Below are 16,548 nucleotides of genomic sequence, written 5' to 3'. Positions count from 1 at the left end.
GCCGTTTCTAGAATCCGCGGCCTCGTTCACCTCTTGTGGAGATCCCCATGCCGACCCCTCCTGACACGGCGGATGACGTCAACGCGCTGGTGCCCGGCCGAGCGTTCTCGCGGCGCGACTTCGTGGCCACCTCCCTGGGCACCGGCTTCGCGGCGGCCACCTTGCCGGTGACGGCGCAGACCGTCATCAAGACCGACACGGCGGGGCTGACCGCCGGCCCGGTCACCATCCCGGTGGGCGACTTCCGCATGCCCGCGTACCGCGCCATGCCCGAAGGCCGCAGCGGCCTGCCGGTGGTGCTGGTGGTCAGCGAGATCTTCGGCGTGCACGAGCACATCGCCGACGTGGCCCGGCGCTTCGCCCGCCTGGGCTATTGCGCCATCGCGCCGGACCTGTTCGTGCGCCAGGGCGACGCGACGGCCTACACGGAGATCGCCAAGCTGATGTCGGAGGTGATCGCCCGCGTGCCCGACGTCCAGGTCATGGGCGACCTGGACGCCACGGTCGCCTGGGCCAAGGCGCAGGGCATGGCCACCGACCGGCTGGGCGTCACGGGCTTCTGCTGGGGCGGGCGCATCACCTGGCTGTATGCGGCGCACCACCCCGGCGTGAAGGCCGGTGTGGCGTGGTATGGCCGCCTGGTGGGCACGGCCACGGAGCCGCAGCCGCGCCACCCTGTGGAACTGACGGGCCAGCTGAAGGCACCGGTGCTGGGCCTGTACGGCGGCCAGGACCAAGGCATTCCGCTTGACACCGTTGATAAGATGAAGGCAGCGTTGGCCCAAGGCAGCCCGGCCGCGCGCCGCAGCGAGTTCGTGGTGTTCCCGGACGCGCCGCATGCCTTCCATGCCGACTACCGCCCCAGCTACCGCCAGGGGCCGGCGGAAGAGGGCTGGAAGCGCTGCCTGGCCTGGTTCCAGGCCCACGGCGCCGCCTGAATCCAGGGCTGCTGACGCCGCGCCGGCTGCCCTGCCGGCTCCCCTCGGCTGCACCGCGCCGGCCTGCGCAGGCAGGCGGCACGGTGTGGCCTTCTCGTGCCCAGAACATGACCCTCCTGTACATCGTCGCCGCCACGCTGATCGGGGGGGTCTTGTCCGTGGTGATCGCGGCGTCCATGACCTTCGCCGCCATGGGGCGGCTGGTCAAGCACCTGGTGAGCCTGTCCACGGGCGTGCTGCTGGCCACGTCGCTGCTGCACGTGCTGCCCGAGGCGTTCGAATCGGGCCAGGCCGACACGCACCGCCTGTTCGCCACCCTGCTGGGCGGGCTGCTGTTCTTCTTCCTGCTGGAGAAGGCCGAGCTGTACCGGCATGCCCACCACCACGAGGGCGACGGGCATGGGCACCACCACCATTTCGATGCCGAGCAGGCGGGCCGGGGCGGGGTGAGCGTGCTGGTGGGCGACAGCATCCACAACTTCTGCGACGGCCTGATCATCGCCGCCGCGTTCCTGGTGAGCCCGGAACTGGGCGTGACCACGTCGCTGGCCGTCATCCTGCACGAGATTCCGCAGGAGGTGGGCGACACGATCGTGCTGATCAACGCGGGCTTCAGCCGCCGGCGGGCGCTGGCCTACAACGCGCTGTCCGGCCTGACGGCCGTGGTCGGCGGCGTGCTGGGCTACTACCTGGTGGGCGCCTGGCAGGAGGTCTTCCCCTACCTGCTGGTGGTGGCCTCGTCCAGCTTCATCTACGTGGCCGTGGCCGACCTCATCCCGCAGATGCAGCGGCACCTGCCCTGGCGGGAGATCCTGGCGCAACTGGCCTGGATCGCCGCCGGGCTGGGCGTGGTGATGCTGGCCACGGGGCTGATGCACGGCGCCCACTGACGCGGGCCGTGCCGGCGGGCCGCGTGGCCGCCTGCATCACTTGATGACGAGCACCGGGATCGCGCAGTGCGTGAGCACCTTCTGGGTCTCGCTGCCCAGCAGCAGCGCGCTCACGCCACGCCGCCCGTGCGAGGCCATGACGATGAGGTCGCAGCCCTGGGTCTTGGCATGGTCGGTGATGGCCTCCCACGGGTGCAGCGCTTCCACCGTGTGCGCCGCGCATTGCAGGCCGGCGGCAGTGGCAGCGTCCACCACGGCCTTCACCCGCGTGGAGGCGATGCGCTCCTGCGCGTCGTAGAACTCCTGCGGCGGCACCGGCTGCATCTCGGAGATGGCGCTGTACGGGAAGGGTTCCTTCACGCTGATGACCGAGAGGCGGGCGCCCACGGTCTTGGCCAGGGTGATGGCGGTCTGCACGGCCTTGGCCGTGATGTCGGAGCCGTCGGTGGGCACCAGGATGTTGCGGTACATGGCGTACTCCTTTCACACGGGTCGCCGGGAACGGCCCGGCCCATGCATGAAGTGTTGCGCGTTTGGGCCGCGTTGTCTTGAGCAGCGTCAAGACCGGCGAGTGGCCGCCGGTCGCGTCAGCCGCGCGCCACGGGCCGCGCGGGGTCGGCCGACCATTCGCTCCAGGAGCCGGGGTACAGCGCCGCACCGTGCAGGCCGGCGGCTTCCATGGCCAGCAGGTTGTGGCAGGCCGTGACGCCCGAGCCGCACTGGTGCACCACCTGCGTGGGCGCCACGCCATGGCGTCCGAAGGCCGCGCGCAGCGCCTCGGGCGGCAGGAAGCGGCCGTCGGGCGCCAGGTTGTCCTTGAAGAACCGGTGCCGCGCACCGGGGATGTGGCCCGCCCGGGCATCCAGCGGCTCCACCTCGCCGCGAAAGCGCTCCCCGGCGCGGGCGTCGACGACGACCAGGTCGCCCGCCCCCTGCAGCAGGCGCTGGGCGTTCACCGTGGGCATGGCAGGCCCACTGGCCGGGTAGGGCGGCCGCACCGGCGTGGTGGGCGCGGCCGACTCCAGCGGCCCACCCGCCGCCTGCCATGCCGCCAGGCCCCCATCGAGCACGGCCACCGCACGGTGGCCCATCCACCGCAGCAGCCACCAGGCCCGTGCGGCAAAGGGGCCGCCCTGGGCGTCGTATGCCACCACGGGGGTGTCCGGCCCGATGCCCCAGCGGCCGAGCGTGGCCGCCAGCGTGTCGCGGTCGGGCAGCGGGTGCCGCCCGCCGTCCAGGGCGCCGCGTGCCGTCTTGGGGCCGCTCAGGTCGCGGTCGAGGTGGGCGCAGTGGGCGCCGGGCAGGTGCTGCATGGCCCAGGCGCGTTCGCCGGCGGCGGTGTCCATCAGGTCGAAGCTGCAGTCCAGCAGCACCGGCCAGGCGTCGGTGCCCAGGCGCGCCCGCAGCGCCTCGGCGGAGATCAGGGGGGTGGGCAACACGGCGGCCATGCGGTGGTCTTTCGGTGTCAAGTTTCCAGGGTGGAGGACGTCGCGTCGGGGCGCACCGCCGCACTGCGCTGGCGCAGCACGCTGGCGGCCACCCCGGCCACGATGATGAGCGCCATGCCGGCGAGCGCCATGGCGGTGACCGGGTCGTCGAACAGCAGCACGCCGAAGACGAACGAGAACACGATGCCCAGGTACTGCAGGCTGGCGTTGGCCAGCGGCCGCCCGATGGCATAGGCGCGCGTCATCAGCACCTGGGCCACCGTGGCCAGCACCCCCGTGGCGAGCAGCAGGCCGAGCCCCGCCGGCGTGTGGGCGTGCACACCGGTGGCCAGCGTGAGCAGCGCACCGGCCACGGTGCCGCCGAGCGAGAAGTAGAAGACCACCCGGTACTCCGGCTCGCCGGCCCGCCCCAGGGCCGTGACCTGCAGGTAGGCCATGGCGGCGCACAGGCCGGAGGCCAGGCCGGCGGCCGCGCCCAGCGCCTGGTCACGCTCCAGCGTGGGCTGCAGCACCAGCGCCACGCCGGCGAACCCGGTGAGCACCGCGGCGATGAGCCGGCCGTCCACGCGGGCCGCACCGAACAGCACCGCGCCGCCCAGCAGGAACAGGGCCATCCACACCGAGCTCATGTAGTTCAGCGTGATGGCCGTGGCCAGCGGCAGGGCGCCGATGGCGTAGAACCACAGCACCAGCGAGCACACGCCCGTGAGGCTGCGCCAGAAGTGCATGCCGGGCACGGCGGTGCGCAGGCTGCCCCCCCGCACGGCCACTACACCGGCCAGGAACAGCGCGCCCACCAGGCTGCGGTAGAGCACGATCTCCGCGGCGCTGTAGTGGGCCGACGCGAGCTTCACGCACACGCCCATGGTGGCGAACAGCAGCGTCGCCAGCAGCATCAACCAGGGGGCCGACATGCGCGCCGCCTTCCCGCCTGCGGGGCTCAGTAGCTCAGGCCCATGGCGTCACGCACCTCGCGCATGGTCTGGCGCGCGATGGTGCGCGCCCGCTCCGTGCCCATCTCGACCATCCAGTGCACCTGCTTGGGATTGGCCAGGTAGGTCTCGGCCCGCTCGTGCCACACGCGCTGCTGCGCCTGCACCGCCTCGATCAGCGGCTGCTTGCAATCCAGGCAGCCGATGCCTGCGGTGCGGCAACCCGTGGCCAGTTCGGCACGCGTGGCCTCGTCGGTATAGACCGCGTGCAGCGGCCACACGGGGCAGCGCTCGGGCTGGCCGGGGTCGCCGCGGTGCACGCGCTGCGGGTCGGTGGGCATGCGCCGGATCTTGGTGGCGGTGTCCTCGGGCGACTCCCGCATGGCGATGGTGTTGCCGGCGCTCTTGCTCATCTTCTCGCCGTCCAGCCCGGGCAGGCGGGCGGTCTCGGTGAACAGCGCCTGGGGCTCGGGCAGCACGGGCTCGCCGGCGCCCGGTCCGTAGAGGTGGTTGAAGCGCCGGGCCACCTCCCGCGTCACCTCCACATGCGCCGCCTGGTCCTCGCCCACCGGCACGTAGCGCGCACGGTAGATCAGGATGTCGGCCGCCTGCAGCAGCGGATAGCCGAGAAAGCCGAAGGTGGCCAGTTCGGCGCCTGCCGCCTGCGCCATGGTGTGCTTGTAGCTCGGCACGCGTTCCAGCCATGCCAGGGGCGTGCCCATCGCGAGCAGGGCGAACAGCTCGGCGTGCTCCGGCAGGCGGCTCTGGATGAACAGGGTGGTGCGGTCCGGGTCGATGCCCGCGGCCAGCCAGTCGACGACCATGTCGTACACGCTGCGCTCCAGGCCCGAGCGGTCGGTGTAGTGGGTGGTCAGCGCGTGCCAGTCGGCCACGAAGAAGAAGCAGTCGTGCTGCGCCTGCAGCTGCACCCAGTTCTTCAGGGCGCCATGGTAGTGGCCGAGGTGCAGGGCGCCGGTGGGGCGCATGCCGGAGACGACGCGCTCGCGCATGGCAGTGCAGGTCCGAAGAGGAGCAGGGGAGGGGGCTGCGATTCTCGCAGACGCATACACTCTCGCGCCTGATGAAGCGAATCGTGATCCTGCTGTCCGGCCGGGGCAGCAACATGCAGGCCATCGTCGAACGCTGCGCCGACGAGGGCTGGCCGGCCCAGGTGGTGGCCGTGGTGAGCAACCGCCCCGGCGCGGGCGGCCTGGCGTATGCCGCCGGGCGCGGCATCGCCACCGCCGTGGTCGATCACCGGGCCTTCGCCGATCGCGGCGAGTTCGACGCCGAGCTGGCCCGCACCATCGACCACTGGCAGCCCGACCTGGTGGTGCTGGCCGGGTTCATGCGCGTGCTGGGGGCGGCGTTCACCCGCCGCTACGAAGGCCGCCTGCTCAACGTCCACCCGTCGCTGCTGCCCGCCTTCACGGGGCTGCACACCCATCGCCGTGCCATCGAGGCAGGCTGCAAGGTGGCCGGCGCCACCGTGCACGTCGTCACCGCCGAGCTCGACCATGGGCCCATCGTGGCCCAGGCGGTGGTGCCGGTGATGCCCGACGACGACGAACACACGCTCGCCGAGCGCGTGCTGGCACAGGAACACCGGCTCTACCCGATGGCGGTGCGCTGGTTCGTCGAAGGCCGCCTGGTGATCGAGCAGGGCCGGGTGCGGCACCTGGACCGGGCACCCCAGTGGGTGCTGGCGGCGCCGGGCCACGAAACCGCCTGACCGGCGGCCCGGCGCCGTGGCCGGATAATCCGCGGATGCACCCCAATGCCCTGCTGGACCTGGCGACCGACCTGTTGCGCCAGGTGCTCAAGTTCGACCAACCCGCCGATGCGGTGGTTTCCGCGTTCTTCCGCAAGCACCGCGCGCTCGGCCAGCGCGAGCGCCATGCCCTAGCGGAGACCACCTACGCCGTGCTGCGCCGGCGCCTGCGCTACGCCCACCTGGCCCAGAGCGGCTCCGGTGCGCTGGAGCGCCGCCTGGCCGCGCTCGGCTGGCAGGGTGGCGAGGCCATGCTGCGCTCGGCGCTGGGCGCCAACGAGCGCACCTGGCTCGCCGAGGTGCAGGCGGTGGACGTGGCCGGCCTGCCCGAGAAGCTGCGCCACAACCTGCCCGACTGGCTGGCTGCGCCGCTGAAGGCCGAGCTGGGCGAGGACTTCTGGCCGCTGGTGGAGGCCATCGAGCAGCCCGCGCCGCTGGACCTGCGCACCAACATCCTGAAGACGCGCCGCGAGGACGCGGCGGCCGCGCTGGCCGCCGCGGGCATCGAGGCGGTCCCGACGCCCTATTCGCCCTGGGGCATGCGCGTGCAGGGCAAACCGGCGCTGCAGAAGGCGGAGGCCTTCGTGCGCGGGGACATCGAGGTGCAGGACGAGGGCAGCCAGCTGCTCGCGCTGCTGCTGGCCCCGCGGCGTGGAGAGATGGTGGTCGACTTCTGCGCCGGCGCCGGCGGCAAGACGCTGGCCCTGGGCGCCATGATGCGCAATACCGGCCGCTTGTACGCGTTCGATGTCTCCGGCCATCGGCTGGACGCCCTCAAGCCGCGGCTGGCACGCAGCGGCCTGTCCAACGTGTACCCGGCGCAGATCGCGCATGAGCGGGACGACCGGATCAAGCGCCTGGCGGGCAAGATCGACCGCGTGCTGGTGGACGCGCCCTGCTCCGGCCTGGGAACCTTACGCCGCAATCCGGATCTGAAATGGCGCCAGTCGCCGCAGGCACTGGCCGAACTCGGCGCCAAGCAGCGCGCGATTCTCGCGTCGGCGGCCCGGCTGGTGAAGCCGGGTGGCCGGCTGGTCTATGCCACCTGCAGCGTGCTTCGCAGCGAGAACGAAGCGGTTGCCGAGGAGTTCGCCCAGGCGCATCCCGACTTCCAAGCCGTGCCGGCCGCCGAGGCACTGGCGGCCGTGCAGGTGCCCGATGCCGAGTCGCTGGACCGCGGCGGCTTCCTGCGCCTGTGGCCGCACCGCCACCAGACGGACGGCTTCTTCGCCGCCGTCTGGCAGCGGCAGGGCTGAGCCGGCGGCGGGTCCCCCGCGGCCCGGGCGGGCGGCAGCGCCAACTGCCGGGCTTTTCCTACCCACTTGCGCGGCCGTCCGCGGCACCATCGTTCCTACAATGAATGCGCCCGGGCGCCCCCCCCGCCCCCCCTCAGCTTCCGCCCATGACCGACCTGTCTTCCCTGTTCTCCACCGCCATCGACTGGGCGGCCCATGGCCTGCTGGGCGCCACCTTGTGGCAGATCGTCCTGTTCACCCTGGTGACGACGCACATCACGATCGCGTCGGTCACCATCTTCCTGCACCGGGCGCAGGCGCACCGCGCGCTGGACCTGCACGCCATTCCCTCGCACTTCTTCCGCTTCTGGCTCTGGCTGACCACCGGCATGGTCACCAAGGAGTGGGTGGCGATCCATCGCAAGCACCACGCCAAGTGCGAGACGCCGGACGACCCGCACAGCCCGGTCACCCATGGCATCAAGACTGTGCTGCTCACGGGCAGCGAGCTGTACCGCGCCGAGGCCAAGGTCACCGAGACGCTGGCCAAGTACGGCCACCACACCCCGGACGACTGGATCGAGAAGCACCTGTACACCCGCTACTCCGCCCTCGGTGTGAGCCTGCTGCTGATCCTGGACGTGCTGCTGTTCGGCGCCGTCGGGCTCACGGTGTGGGCGGTGCAGATGCTGTGGATCCCCGTCACGGCCGCCGGCATCATCAACGGCCTGGGCCACTGGTGGGGCTATCGCAACTTCGAGGCGGTGGATGCCTCGACCAACATCTCGCCCATCGGCCTGATCATCGGTGGCGAGGAGCTGCACAACAACCACCACACCTACCCGACCAGCGCCAAGCTCTCGGTGAAGAAGTACGAGTTCGACATCGGCTGGGGCTATATCCGCACGCTCGAGGTGCTGGGCCTGGCCAAGGTGCGCAAGACACCGCCGCAGCTCGTGCTGGGCGAGGTGAAGCCGGTGGCCGACTCCCAGACCCTGGAAGCCATCATCGCCAACCGCTACGAGGTGATGGCCAACTACGCGCAGCAGCTGCGCCGAGCGTGCGCGAGCGAGGTGGCCCGTCTGAAGGCCCAGGGCGCGGCGGCCTCCGGCAACGCCTGGACGAACCTGCGCGTGGCCGAGCGCTGGCTGCACCGCGACGCGGAGAAGATCCCCAGCAACCTGCGCGGCGCGCTGGACGGTGCGTTGCAGGCCTCGCCGGCGCTGGCCAAGCTCGTGGCCATGCGCGAGGAGCTGCGCCAGCTGTGGACCCGCACCAACGTGTCCGCCGAGCAGCTGGTGGCCGACTTGCAGGACTGGTGCCGCCGGGCCGAGGAAAGCGGCATTGCCACGCTGCGCGAGTTCTCGCTGCAGTTGCGCGCGGCCCGCTGACGCGGCCTTTGCCCCTCACCCGCCCCTCGCCCCGGCGTGGGGGAAGGCATGAAAAAAGCCCACCGAGTGGTGGGCTTTTTGTCGTGGGGCGGAAGTGCCAGGGGCTTACTTCAGCTTCACTTCCTTGTACAGCACGTGCTTGCGCGCCTTCGGGTCGAACTTCATGAATTCGAGCTTCTCGGGCGTGGTCTTCTTGTTCTTGTTCGTGGTGTAGAAGTGGCCGGTGCCCGCGGTGGACTCCAGCTTGATCTTCTCGCGGCCGCCTTTGCTTGCCATGGTGTGGCTCCTTGTTCAGTCAGTCGGGGTCGGACGGGCCGGATCAGGCCTGGCCGCGGGCACGCAGATCGGCCAGCACGGCGTCGATGCCCTTCTTGTCGATCAGGCGCAGGGCGGCGTTGCTGATGCGCAGGCGCACCCAGCGGTTCTCGCTCTCGACCCAGAAACGACGGTACTGCAGGTTGGGCAGGAACCGACGCTTGGTCTTGTTGTTGGCGTGGGACACATTGTTCCCGACCATGGGCTTCTTGCCCGTCACTTCGCAGACGCGTGCCATCAGGACACTCCGTTCTTTTCATCCGGCGAAGCAGCCAGTGCCTGGTGACCGTCTCTCGACAGCCCACCCGGCCCGGCCACCCGGCCTCACCTCGCCAAAGGGTGGCGGTAACCCGTTCTTCCCTGCGGTCTGCGCAAGGAAAACCCGGCATTGTAGCGAAGTTCAGGCTTCCTGTTCGAGGAATCGTTGCGCGTCCAGCGCCGCCATGCAGCCCGTGCCGGCCGAGGTGATGGCCTGGCGGTACACATGGTCCTGCACGTCGCCGGCGGCGAACACGCCCGGCACGCTGGTCATGGTGGCGAAGCCGTTCTGGCCCGCGCGGGTGATGAGGTAGCCGTCCTTCATCTCCAGCTGGCCCTGGAAGATCGCGGTGTTGGGGGAGTGGCCGATGGCGATGAAGCAGCCCTTGAGCGCCAGCTCGGTGGCGGGGCCGCCGTGCAGGTCCTTCAGCCGCACGCCGGTGACGCCGCTGGCGTCGCCCAGCACTTCCTCCAGCGTCTTGAACAGGTGCAGCTCGATCTTGCCGGCAGCGACCTTTTCCATGAGCTTGTCGACCATGATCGGCTCGGCGCGGAACTTGTCGCGGCGGTGGATGAGGTGCACCTTCTCGGCGATGTTCGACAGGTACAGCGCCTCCTCGACCGCGGTGTTGCCGCCGCCGACCACGCACACGGTGTCGCCCCGGTAGAAGAAGCCGTCGCAGGTGGCGCAGCCACTGACGCCACGTCCCATGAAGGCTTCCTCGCTGGGCAGGCCCAGGTACTTGGCCGAGGCACCCGTGGCGATGATCAGGCTGTCGCAGGTGTAGGCGCCGGAGTCGCCCTTCAGGCGGAAGGGGCGTTGCGACAGGTCGACCTCGTTGACGTGATCGAACACGATCTGCGTCTGGAAGCGCTCGGCGTGCTGCAGGAAGCGCTGCATGAGCTCCGGGCCCTGCACGCCCATCACATCGGCCGGCCAGTTGTCCACCTCGGTGGTGGTCATGAGCTGGCCGCCTTGCGCCATGCCGGTCACCAGCAGGGGCTTGAGGTTGGCGCGGGCCGCGTAGATGGCGGCGGTGTAGCCGGCGGGGCCGGAGCCCAGGATGAGGACTTGGGCGTGGGTGGTGGTGATGCTCATGGCTCGGGCCCGCAGGCTGCGACGGAGTTCACACGGAACCCGCTATGCTCGGTCCTGCGTCAGAATACGGTGCCCCGCATTCTAATGACCCGTGGGTGTCGATAGCCGGGGTGTGGGAATAGAACATGCCGGAGCGCGTGCCGCGTGAACGGCCCAAACAGAGGGGATGCGATGTCGATGCTGTCGAACCTGGACCTGATCCGCCGGGTGCCGCTTTTCTCCATGCTCACCAACGAGCAGGCGCGTGCGGTGGCCGACGGGGTGGTCAAGCGCCGCTACCGCCGGGGCGAGATCGTCGTGGAACAGGGCAAGAAGAGCAACGCACTGTTCATCCTGCTCAACGGGCGCGCGCGCGTGCTGACCTCCGATTCCCGCGGCCGCGAGGTCATCCTGGCGGTGCTCGAGGCTGGCGACTACGTCGGCGAGATGAGCCTCATCGACAACCAGCCGCATTCGGCCACCGTGCGCTGCGAGGTGCAGAGCGACATGCTCATCCTGGGCCGCCCGGAGTTCGCCCGCTGCCTGCCCGAGAACTCCAGCCTGTCCTACGCCATCATGCGCGGCCTCGTCTCCCGCCTGCGCAGTGCCGACCGCCAGATCGAGTCGCTCGCCCTGCTGGACGTATACGGCCGCGTGGCCCGCACCCTGCTCGACATGGCGGAGGACGTGGACGGGCAGAAGATCATCCGCGGCAAGGTCTCGCGCCAGGACATGGCCAAGATCGTCGGCGCGTCGCGCGAGATGGTCAGCCGGGTCATGAAGGACCTGGAGGAGCGCGGCGTCATCGAAACCCAGGAGAACGGCTCGGTCATCCTCAAGAACCGCCTGCCGGAGTGATTTGCTGAAGTCGTTGAACTCCCTGCCGGGGGCCGCCACGTGGTGGCGGCGGCCGGCCCCCGCCCCCGGCCGCACCGGCCCGTACGACCTGCCCGACCCGCCCGCCGCGCAGCCGGCGCGTCCGGTGCGCGACCGCCTGCGCCTGCTGGCCGGGGCGGCGCTGTGGCTGGCCGTGGCGCTGGCGCTGGCCAGCCGACGCGCCGAAGACCCGGGCTTCTCCACCAGCGGCCAGGGCGGCCCGGTGATGAACTGGCTGGGCCTGCCCGGTGCCTGGGTGGCCGATGTGCTGCTGGTGCTGTTCGGCTTCTCCGCCTGGTGGCTGCTGGTCGTGGGCGGGCGCCAGCTGCTTGCGCGCTGGGGGGCACTGAACCGGGGCGAAGCCCCGCCGATGGCCGGGCGCCTGCGCCGCTGGGCGGGTGCGGGCCTGCTGATGGCGTCGAGCTGCGCCCTGGAATGGACCCGCCTGTACGGCTGGGAGGACCGCCTGCCCGGGCACGCCGGTGGCGTGCTGGGCTGGGTGCTCGGCCCGTGGTCCATGCAGCAGCTGGGCTTCGTGGCCTCCGGCGTGCTGTGGATCGCCGGCGGGGTGCTGGCGCTGTCGCTGGCGCTGCGCTTTTCCTGGGTGCGGGTGGCCGACGCCCTGGGCGACTGGGTGGAAGGCGTGCGCGAGCGCCGCAGCCACCAGCGCGAGATCGCCGAGGACGTGCGCCTGGGTGAGTTGGCCCAGCGCGAGCGCGAGATCGAGGTCGAGGAAGAGCGCGAGGAATTCGCCGAGCAGCATGTGCCGCTGGTGATCGAGCCGCCGGTGCTGGAGGTGCCCAAGTCCGAGCGCGTGGCGCGCGAGCGCCAGAAGCCGCTGTTCACCGAGCTGGCCGACACCAAGCTGCCGCAGATCGACCTGCTGGACAAGGCGCCCGGCCGCGTGGAGACGGTGACTCCCGAGTCGCTGGAGATGACCAGCCGGCTGATCGAGAAGAAGCTCTCCGACTTCGGTGTGGAGGTGCGTGTCGTCGCGGCGCAGCCCGGGCCGGTGATCACGCGCTACGAGATCGAGCCGGCCACCGGGGTGAAGGGCTCGCAGGTCGTCAACCTGGCCAAGGACCTGGCGCGTTCACTGTCGCTGGTGTCCATCCGGGTGGTCGAGACGATCCCCGGCAAGAACCTGATGGCCCTGGAGCTGCCCAACGCCAAGCGGCAGACGATCCGCCTGGCGGAGATCCTCGGCTCGCAGGTCTACAACGACGCGTCCTCGCTGCTCACCATCGGCCTGGGCAAGGACATCGTCGGTGCGCCGGTGGTGGCCGATCTGGCGAAGATGCCGCACTGCCTGGTGGCCGGCACCACCGGCTCGGGCAAGTCGGTGGGCATCAACGGCATGATCCTCAGCCTGCTGTACAAGGCCGAGCCGCGCGACGTCCGCCTCATCCTGATCGACCCCAAGATGCTCGAGATGAGCGTCTACGAGGGCATCGGCCACCTGCTGTGCCCGGTGGTGACGGACATGAAGCAGGCCGCCAACGCGCTGACCTGGTGCGTGGCCGAGATGGAGCGACGCTACAAGCTCATGAGCAAGCTGGGCGTGCGCAACCTGGCCGGCTACAACAAGAAGATCGACGACGCGGCCGCGCGCGGCGAGTTCATCCCCAACCCGTTCAGCCTCACGCCCGAGGCACCGGAGCCGCTGGACCGGCTGCCCTTCATCGTCATCGTCATCGACGAGCTGGCCGACCTCATGATGGTGGTGGGCAAGAAGATCGAGGAGCTCATCGCCCGCCTGGCCCAGAAGGCGCGCGCTGCCGGCGTGCACCTGGTGCTGGCCACGCAGCGTCCCAGCGTGGACGTCATCACCGGCCTGATCAAGGCCAACATCCCCACCCGCCTGTCCTTCCAGGTGTCCAGCAAGATCGACAGCCGCACCATCCTCGACCAGATGGGGGCCGAGGCCCTGCTGGGCATGGGCGACATGCTGTACCTGGCCCCGGGCAGCGGGCTGCCGGTGCGCGTGCACGGCGCCTTCGTGTCGGACGAGGAAGTGCACCGGGTGGTCGAGGCGCTCAAGCTCAAGGGCCCGCCCGACTACGTGGAGGGCATCCTGGAGGGCGGCACGCTGGACGGCGAGGGCGGCGAGGCGCCCGAAGGCGGGGCGGCGGGCGGCACCGAAGCCGACCCCATGTACGACCAGGCCGTGGCCGTGGTGCTCCAGTACCGCAAGGCCTCCATCTCGCTGGTGCAGCGGCATCTGCGCATCGGCTACAACCGGGCCGCGCGCCTGCTGGAACAAATGGAGCAATCCGGGCTCGTATCCAGCATGTCCACCAACGGCAACCGCGACATCCTGGTGCCCAAGCGTGATGAATAGTCTCCGTCGGGCCGTTGCGGCGGCCGGCTCCGTGGCCGTGTGTGTGCTCGGCGCGTCCTTCGCGCCCGCGGCGCAGGCCGATGCGGCCGAGTCGCTGCGCGCCTTCGTGCGTGACGTCAAGAGCGGCCGGGCGGCCTTCACCCAGACCGTCACCTCACCCGATGGCGCCCGCCAGAAGGTGTCGTCGGGCCAGTTCAGCTTCGCCCGGCCCGACCGCTTCCGCTTCGAATACGCCAAGCCCTACCCGCAGACCATCGTCGGCGACGGGCAGAAGGTGTGGGTGCACGACCCGGACCTGGCGCAGGTGACGGTGCGTCCGCTGGGCCAGGCCCTGGGCAACACGCCGGCGGCGCTGCTCACCGGCGCGTCGATCGACAAGGGCTTCGAGCTGAAGAACCAGCCCGACCGCGACGGGCTGGAATGGGTGCGCGCCACGCCGCGCGACAGCGGCGGCACGGTGCAATGGATGCAGGCCGGCTTCCGCGGCCGCGCGCTCGTGGCGGTGGAGATCGCCGACAGCTTCGGCCAGCGCTCCCTGCTGCGCTTCGAGCAGATGGCTACCGACGTGACGCTGCCCGCCGAGACGTTCCGCTTCACGCCGCCGCCGGGCGCGGACGTGTCCGGCGGCTAGCGGAACGGGCCGGCGTGGGCGGGTGGGGCCGTCAGTGGACAGCCACGTCGTCGTCCATCAGCCCCATGTCCGGTGCGGTCATCATCTGCTCGATGTCCATCAGGATGAGCATGCGCTCGACCTCGCCGCTCTTGAGCGTGCCCAGGCCGGTGATGTAGGCCGCGTCGATCGCGCCGTGGAATTCCGGCGCCGGCTTGATCTGGCCGGGGGCGAGCTCCAGCACGTCGCTCACCGAATCCACGACCATGCCCACCGTCCGATGGCCGATGTTCAGGATGATGACCACCGTGAAGCTGTTGTACTGCACGTCCGGCAGGCCGAAGCGCAGGCGCATGTCGACGATCGGCACGATGACGCCGCGCAGGTTCACGACGCCCTTGATGAAGTGCGGCGCGTTGGCGATGCGCGTGGGGGACTCGTAGCCGCGGATCTCCTGGACACGCAGGATGTCGATGCCGTACTCCTCGCTGCCCAGCTTGAAGGACAGGTACTCGCGGGTCGTGCCGGCGGGGGCGGCGTCGGCGGCCGCGGAGGCGGCACGTTGGTCGGCAGCGGTCGTCATGGCGGTCATGGGCAGGGCTCCTCGCAGGACATCGGATCTGCGCACAGTGTGGGCCGGCGCCCGGCGCCGGCAAGCCGCGAAAAGTGGGGCTCCGGGCAGCCATTTCGCCGGCTGGCCCGCGCTGCGACAATGCCCGGATGGCCCGGCAAGACGCCCTGTTCGACGACGCCGCCGACCCGGCTGGCCCCGGTGCGGGCGGCACGGCCCCCGCGGCGCCGGCCGGCGCGCCATTGGCCGAGCGCCTGCGGCCCCGCCACCTGGACGAGGTGATCGGCCAGTCGCACCTGCTCGGACCGGGCAAGCCACTGCGCGTGGCGTTCGAGCAGCGCCGGCTGCATTCGATGATCCTGTGGGGCCCGCCCGGGGTGGGCAAGACCACGCTGGCCCGCCTGCTGGCCGGCGCCATGGACGCCCAGTTCAGCGTGCTGTCGGCGGTGCTGTCCGGCGTCAAGGACATCCGCGACGCCGTGGCCCAGGCAGAGCTCGCGCGGGCCCAGGGCCGGCGCAGCATCGTGTTCGTCGACGAGGTGCACCGCTTCAACAAGTCGCAGCAGGATGCCTTCCTGCCGCACGTGGAATCGGGCCTGTTCACCTTCATCGGCGCGACGACCGAGAACCCGTCGTTCGAGGTGAACTCCGCGCTGCTGTCGCGCGCCACCGTGCACGTGCTCAAGGCGCTGGACGACGACGAGCAGCGGGCCCTGCTGGCCCGGGCGCAGGCGGCGCTGCAGGCGCCGGCCATGGACGCGGCGGCGGCCGCGCGGCTGGTGGGCTATGCCGACGGCGACGCCCGCCGCCTGCTCAACGCCTACGAGAACCTGGTGTCGCAGCTGCCTGCCGGCACCGCCGTCATCGACGAGTCGCTGCTGGAGCGCTCGCTCGGTGAGCAGCTGCGCCGCTACGACAAGGGCGGCGACCAGTTCTACGACAGCATCTCGGCGCTGCACAAGTCGGTGCGCGGCTCGGACCCGGACGCGTCGCTGTACTGGTTCGCCCGCATGCTGGACGGCGGCGCCGACCCGCGCTATCTCGCGCGACGGCTGATCCGCATGGCCAACGAGGACGTGGGCAACGCCGACCCGCGCGCCCTGCGCCTGGCGCTGGACGCCGCCGAGACCTACGAACGCCTGGGCTCGCCGGAAGGCGAGCTGGCGCTGGCGCAGGCGGTGGTCTACCTGGCGGTGGCACCCAAGTCCAACGCCGTGTACGCGGCCTGGAAGGCCGTGCGCGCCTTCGTCAAGCAGGACGCCACGAGGCCGGTGCCGGCGCACCTGCGCAATGCGCCCACGAAGCTCATGAAATCGCTCGGCCATGGCGAGGGCTACCGCTACGCGCACGACGAGCCGGGCGGCTTCGCGGCCGGCGAGCGCTACTGGCCCGAGGGCCTGGACCCGGCGCCGCGCTTCTACGAGCCGGTGCCGCGCGGGCTGGAACTGCGCATCGGCGAGAAGCTGGCCGAGTTGCGCCGGCTGAACGACGAGGCCGCCGGCGCGTCCGGGACCGCCGGCGGCGGGTAAGCCCGCCCCGGCGGGTGGGTAACCACTTCCTACAATCCCCGCCGGATCAACCGGGGCCACCGGGCCGTCACGGCCCGCGGAACACGCATGGACATCTTCATCCAACAAATCATCAACGGCCTGGTGCTGGGCAGCATGTATGCCCTGGTGGCGCTGGGCTACACGATGGTCTACGGGATCATCTCGTTGATCAACTTCGCGCACGGCGAGATCCTGATGGTGGGGGCGCTGACCAGCTGGACGGTGGTCACGCTGCTGGCCGACACGGGCTGGCCGGGCTGGGTGCTGCTGCTGATCTCGCTGGTGGTGGCGGTGGTGGTGTGCTCGGTGCTGAACTACGCGGTGGAGAAGATCGCGTACCGGCC

The 16,548-nt window shown here is 70.7% G+C and carries 17 protein-coding genes and 1 pseudogene; 10 read left to right on the top strand and 8 right to left on the bottom strand.

The annotated features are described in order from the left end of the window. The first annotated feature begins 47 nt into the window (after window positions 1-47). The gene (locus ACE3UN_RS08695) at window positions 48-938 is read left to right on the top strand and encodes a dienelactone hydrolase family protein (protein WP_374674535.1); all 891 of its coding nucleotides are present in this window, start codon (window positions 48-50) and stop codon (window positions 936-938) included. Window positions 939-1,045: 107 nt separating this feature from the next. Then, entirely contained in the window at window positions 1,046-1,828 is a 783-nt protein-coding gene (locus ACE3UN_RS08690) for a ZIP family metal transporter (RefSeq protein ID WP_374674534.1), read from the top strand. 36 nt (window positions 1,829-1,864) lie between these two features. Here the strand turns inward: ACE3UN_RS08690 and ACE3UN_RS08685 are convergent, their stop codons facing one another. The 4 genes from ACE3UN_RS08685 to trpS form a co-directional block, all read right to left on the bottom strand. After that, window positions 1,865-2,299, bottom strand: coding sequence for a universal stress protein (locus tag ACE3UN_RS08685; RefSeq protein ID WP_374674533.1), 435 nt, complete (start codon window positions 2,297-2,299; stop codon window positions 1,865-1,867). A gap of 116 nt (window positions 2,300-2,415) precedes the next feature. Then, window positions 2,416-3,276, bottom strand: a complete 861-nt coding sequence (locus ACE3UN_RS08680; RefSeq protein ID WP_374674532.1) for a sulfurtransferase — start codon at window positions 3,274-3,276, stop codon at window positions 2,416-2,418. A 17-nt stretch (window positions 3,277-3,293) separates the two neighbouring features. Further along, window positions 3,294-4,190 carry a DMT family transporter gene (locus ACE3UN_RS08675; RefSeq protein WP_374674531.1) on the bottom strand — a complete coding sequence of 299 codons (897 nt, stop codon included), beginning with the start codon at window positions 4,188-4,190 and terminating at the stop codon, window positions 3,294-3,296. Between the two features lie 26 nt (window positions 4,191-4,216). After that, window positions 4,217-5,218: a tryptophan--tRNA ligase gene (gene trpS, locus ACE3UN_RS08670; RefSeq protein ID WP_374674530.1), complete on the bottom strand. Its 1,002-nt coding sequence runs from the start codon at window positions 5,216-5,218 to the stop codon at window positions 4,217-4,219. A gap of 71 nt (window positions 5,219-5,289) precedes the next feature. On the opposite strand from trpS, the gene purN reads away from it, so the two are divergent. The 3 genes from purN to ACE3UN_RS08655 all read left to right on the top strand — a co-directional run bounded on the left by purN (window position 5,290) and on the right by ACE3UN_RS08655 (window position 8,605). Continuing rightward, window positions 5,290-5,940 (top strand): phosphoribosylglycinamide formyltransferase, encoded by a 651-nt coding sequence (purN, locus tag ACE3UN_RS08665; protein WP_374674529.1) that lies wholly within the window; start codon window positions 5,290-5,292, stop codon window positions 5,938-5,940. A 35-nt stretch (window positions 5,941-5,975) separates the two neighbouring features. Next, on the top strand, window positions 5,976-7,235 hold the full coding sequence (locus tag ACE3UN_RS08660) for an RsmB/NOP family class I SAM-dependent RNA methyltransferase (protein WP_374674528.1): 1,260 nt from the start codon (window positions 5,976-5,978) through the stop codon (window positions 7,233-7,235). 146 nt (window positions 7,236-7,381) lie between these two features. Continuing rightward, complete coding sequence (locus ACE3UN_RS08655; protein WP_374674527.1) at window positions 7,382-8,605, top strand: fatty acid desaturase; 1,224 nt, start codon at window positions 7,382-7,384, stop codon at window positions 8,603-8,605. A 105-nt stretch (window positions 8,606-8,710) separates the two neighbouring features. Here ACE3UN_RS08655 and rpmG read toward each other — a convergent pair whose 3' ends face one another. The 3 genes from rpmG to trxB form a co-directional block, all read right to left on the bottom strand. Then, on the bottom strand, window positions 8,711-8,881 hold the full coding sequence (gene rpmG / locus ACE3UN_RS08650) for a 50S ribosomal protein L33 (protein WP_022979437.1): 171 nt from the start codon (window positions 8,879-8,881) through the stop codon (window positions 8,711-8,713). 43 nt (window positions 8,882-8,924) lie between these two features. Next, entirely contained in the window at window positions 8,925-9,158 is a 234-nt protein-coding gene (gene rpmB / locus ACE3UN_RS08645; RefSeq protein ID WP_022979438.1) for a 50S ribosomal protein L28, read from the bottom strand. A gap of 162 nt (window positions 9,159-9,320) precedes the next feature. Then, complete coding sequence (trxB, locus tag ACE3UN_RS08640; protein WP_374674526.1) at window positions 9,321-10,277, bottom strand: thioredoxin-disulfide reductase; 957 nt, start codon at window positions 10,275-10,277, stop codon at window positions 9,321-9,323. A 171-nt stretch (window positions 10,278-10,448) separates the two neighbouring features. Between trxB and ACE3UN_RS08635 the strand changes: the two genes are divergently transcribed. Genes ACE3UN_RS08635 through lolA form a run of 3 tightly spaced genes read left to right on the top strand, consistent with a single transcriptional unit; the run spans window position 10,449 to window position 14,104 of the window. Beyond that, on the top strand, window positions 10,449-11,114 hold the full coding sequence (locus tag ACE3UN_RS08635) for a Crp/Fnr family transcriptional regulator (protein ID WP_374674525.1): 666 nt from the start codon (window positions 10,449-10,451) through the stop codon (window positions 11,112-11,114). A 1-nt stretch (window position 11,115) separates the two neighbouring features. Beyond that, a complete protein-coding gene (locus ACE3UN_RS08630; RefSeq protein ID WP_374674524.1) occupies window positions 11,116-13,473 on the top strand; it encodes a DNA translocase FtsK in 2,358 nt (785 codons plus the stop codon). Continuing rightward, window positions 13,466-14,104, top strand: a complete 639-nt coding sequence (gene lolA / locus ACE3UN_RS08625) for an outer membrane lipoprotein chaperone LolA (RefSeq protein WP_374674523.1) — start codon at window positions 13,466-13,468, stop codon at window positions 14,102-14,104. Before ACE3UN_RS08630 ends, lolA begins: the two co-directional genes overlap by 8 nt. Before the next feature lie 31 nt (window positions 14,105-14,135). Here lolA and ACE3UN_RS08620 read toward each other — a convergent pair whose 3' ends face one another. After that, on the bottom strand, window positions 14,136-14,675 hold the full coding sequence (locus tag ACE3UN_RS08620; protein WP_374674522.1) for a chemotaxis protein CheW: 540 nt from the start codon (window positions 14,673-14,675) through the stop codon (window positions 14,136-14,138). A gap of 128 nt (window positions 14,676-14,803) precedes the next feature. Here ACE3UN_RS08620 and ACE3UN_RS08615 point away from each other — a divergent pair, with 128 nt between their 5' ends. Beyond that, window positions 14,804-16,183, top strand: coding sequence for a replication-associated recombination protein A (locus ACE3UN_RS08615; protein ID WP_374674521.1), 1,380 nt, complete (start codon window positions 14,804-14,806; stop codon window positions 16,181-16,183). Window positions 16,184-16,270: 87 nt separating this feature from the next. Next, window positions 16,271-16,548: pseudogene (locus ACE3UN_RS08610) on the top strand (branched-chain amino acid ABC transporter permease); the annotation flags it as partial.

The organism is Ideonella sp. (genome assembly GCF_041918995.1).
Classification (GTDB): Bacteria; Pseudomonadota; Gammaproteobacteria; order Burkholderiales; family Burkholderiaceae_C; genus Ideonella.
The sequence above is the reverse complement of the archived record's forward strand: the minus strand, read 5'-3'. Positions and strand labels throughout refer to the sequence as shown.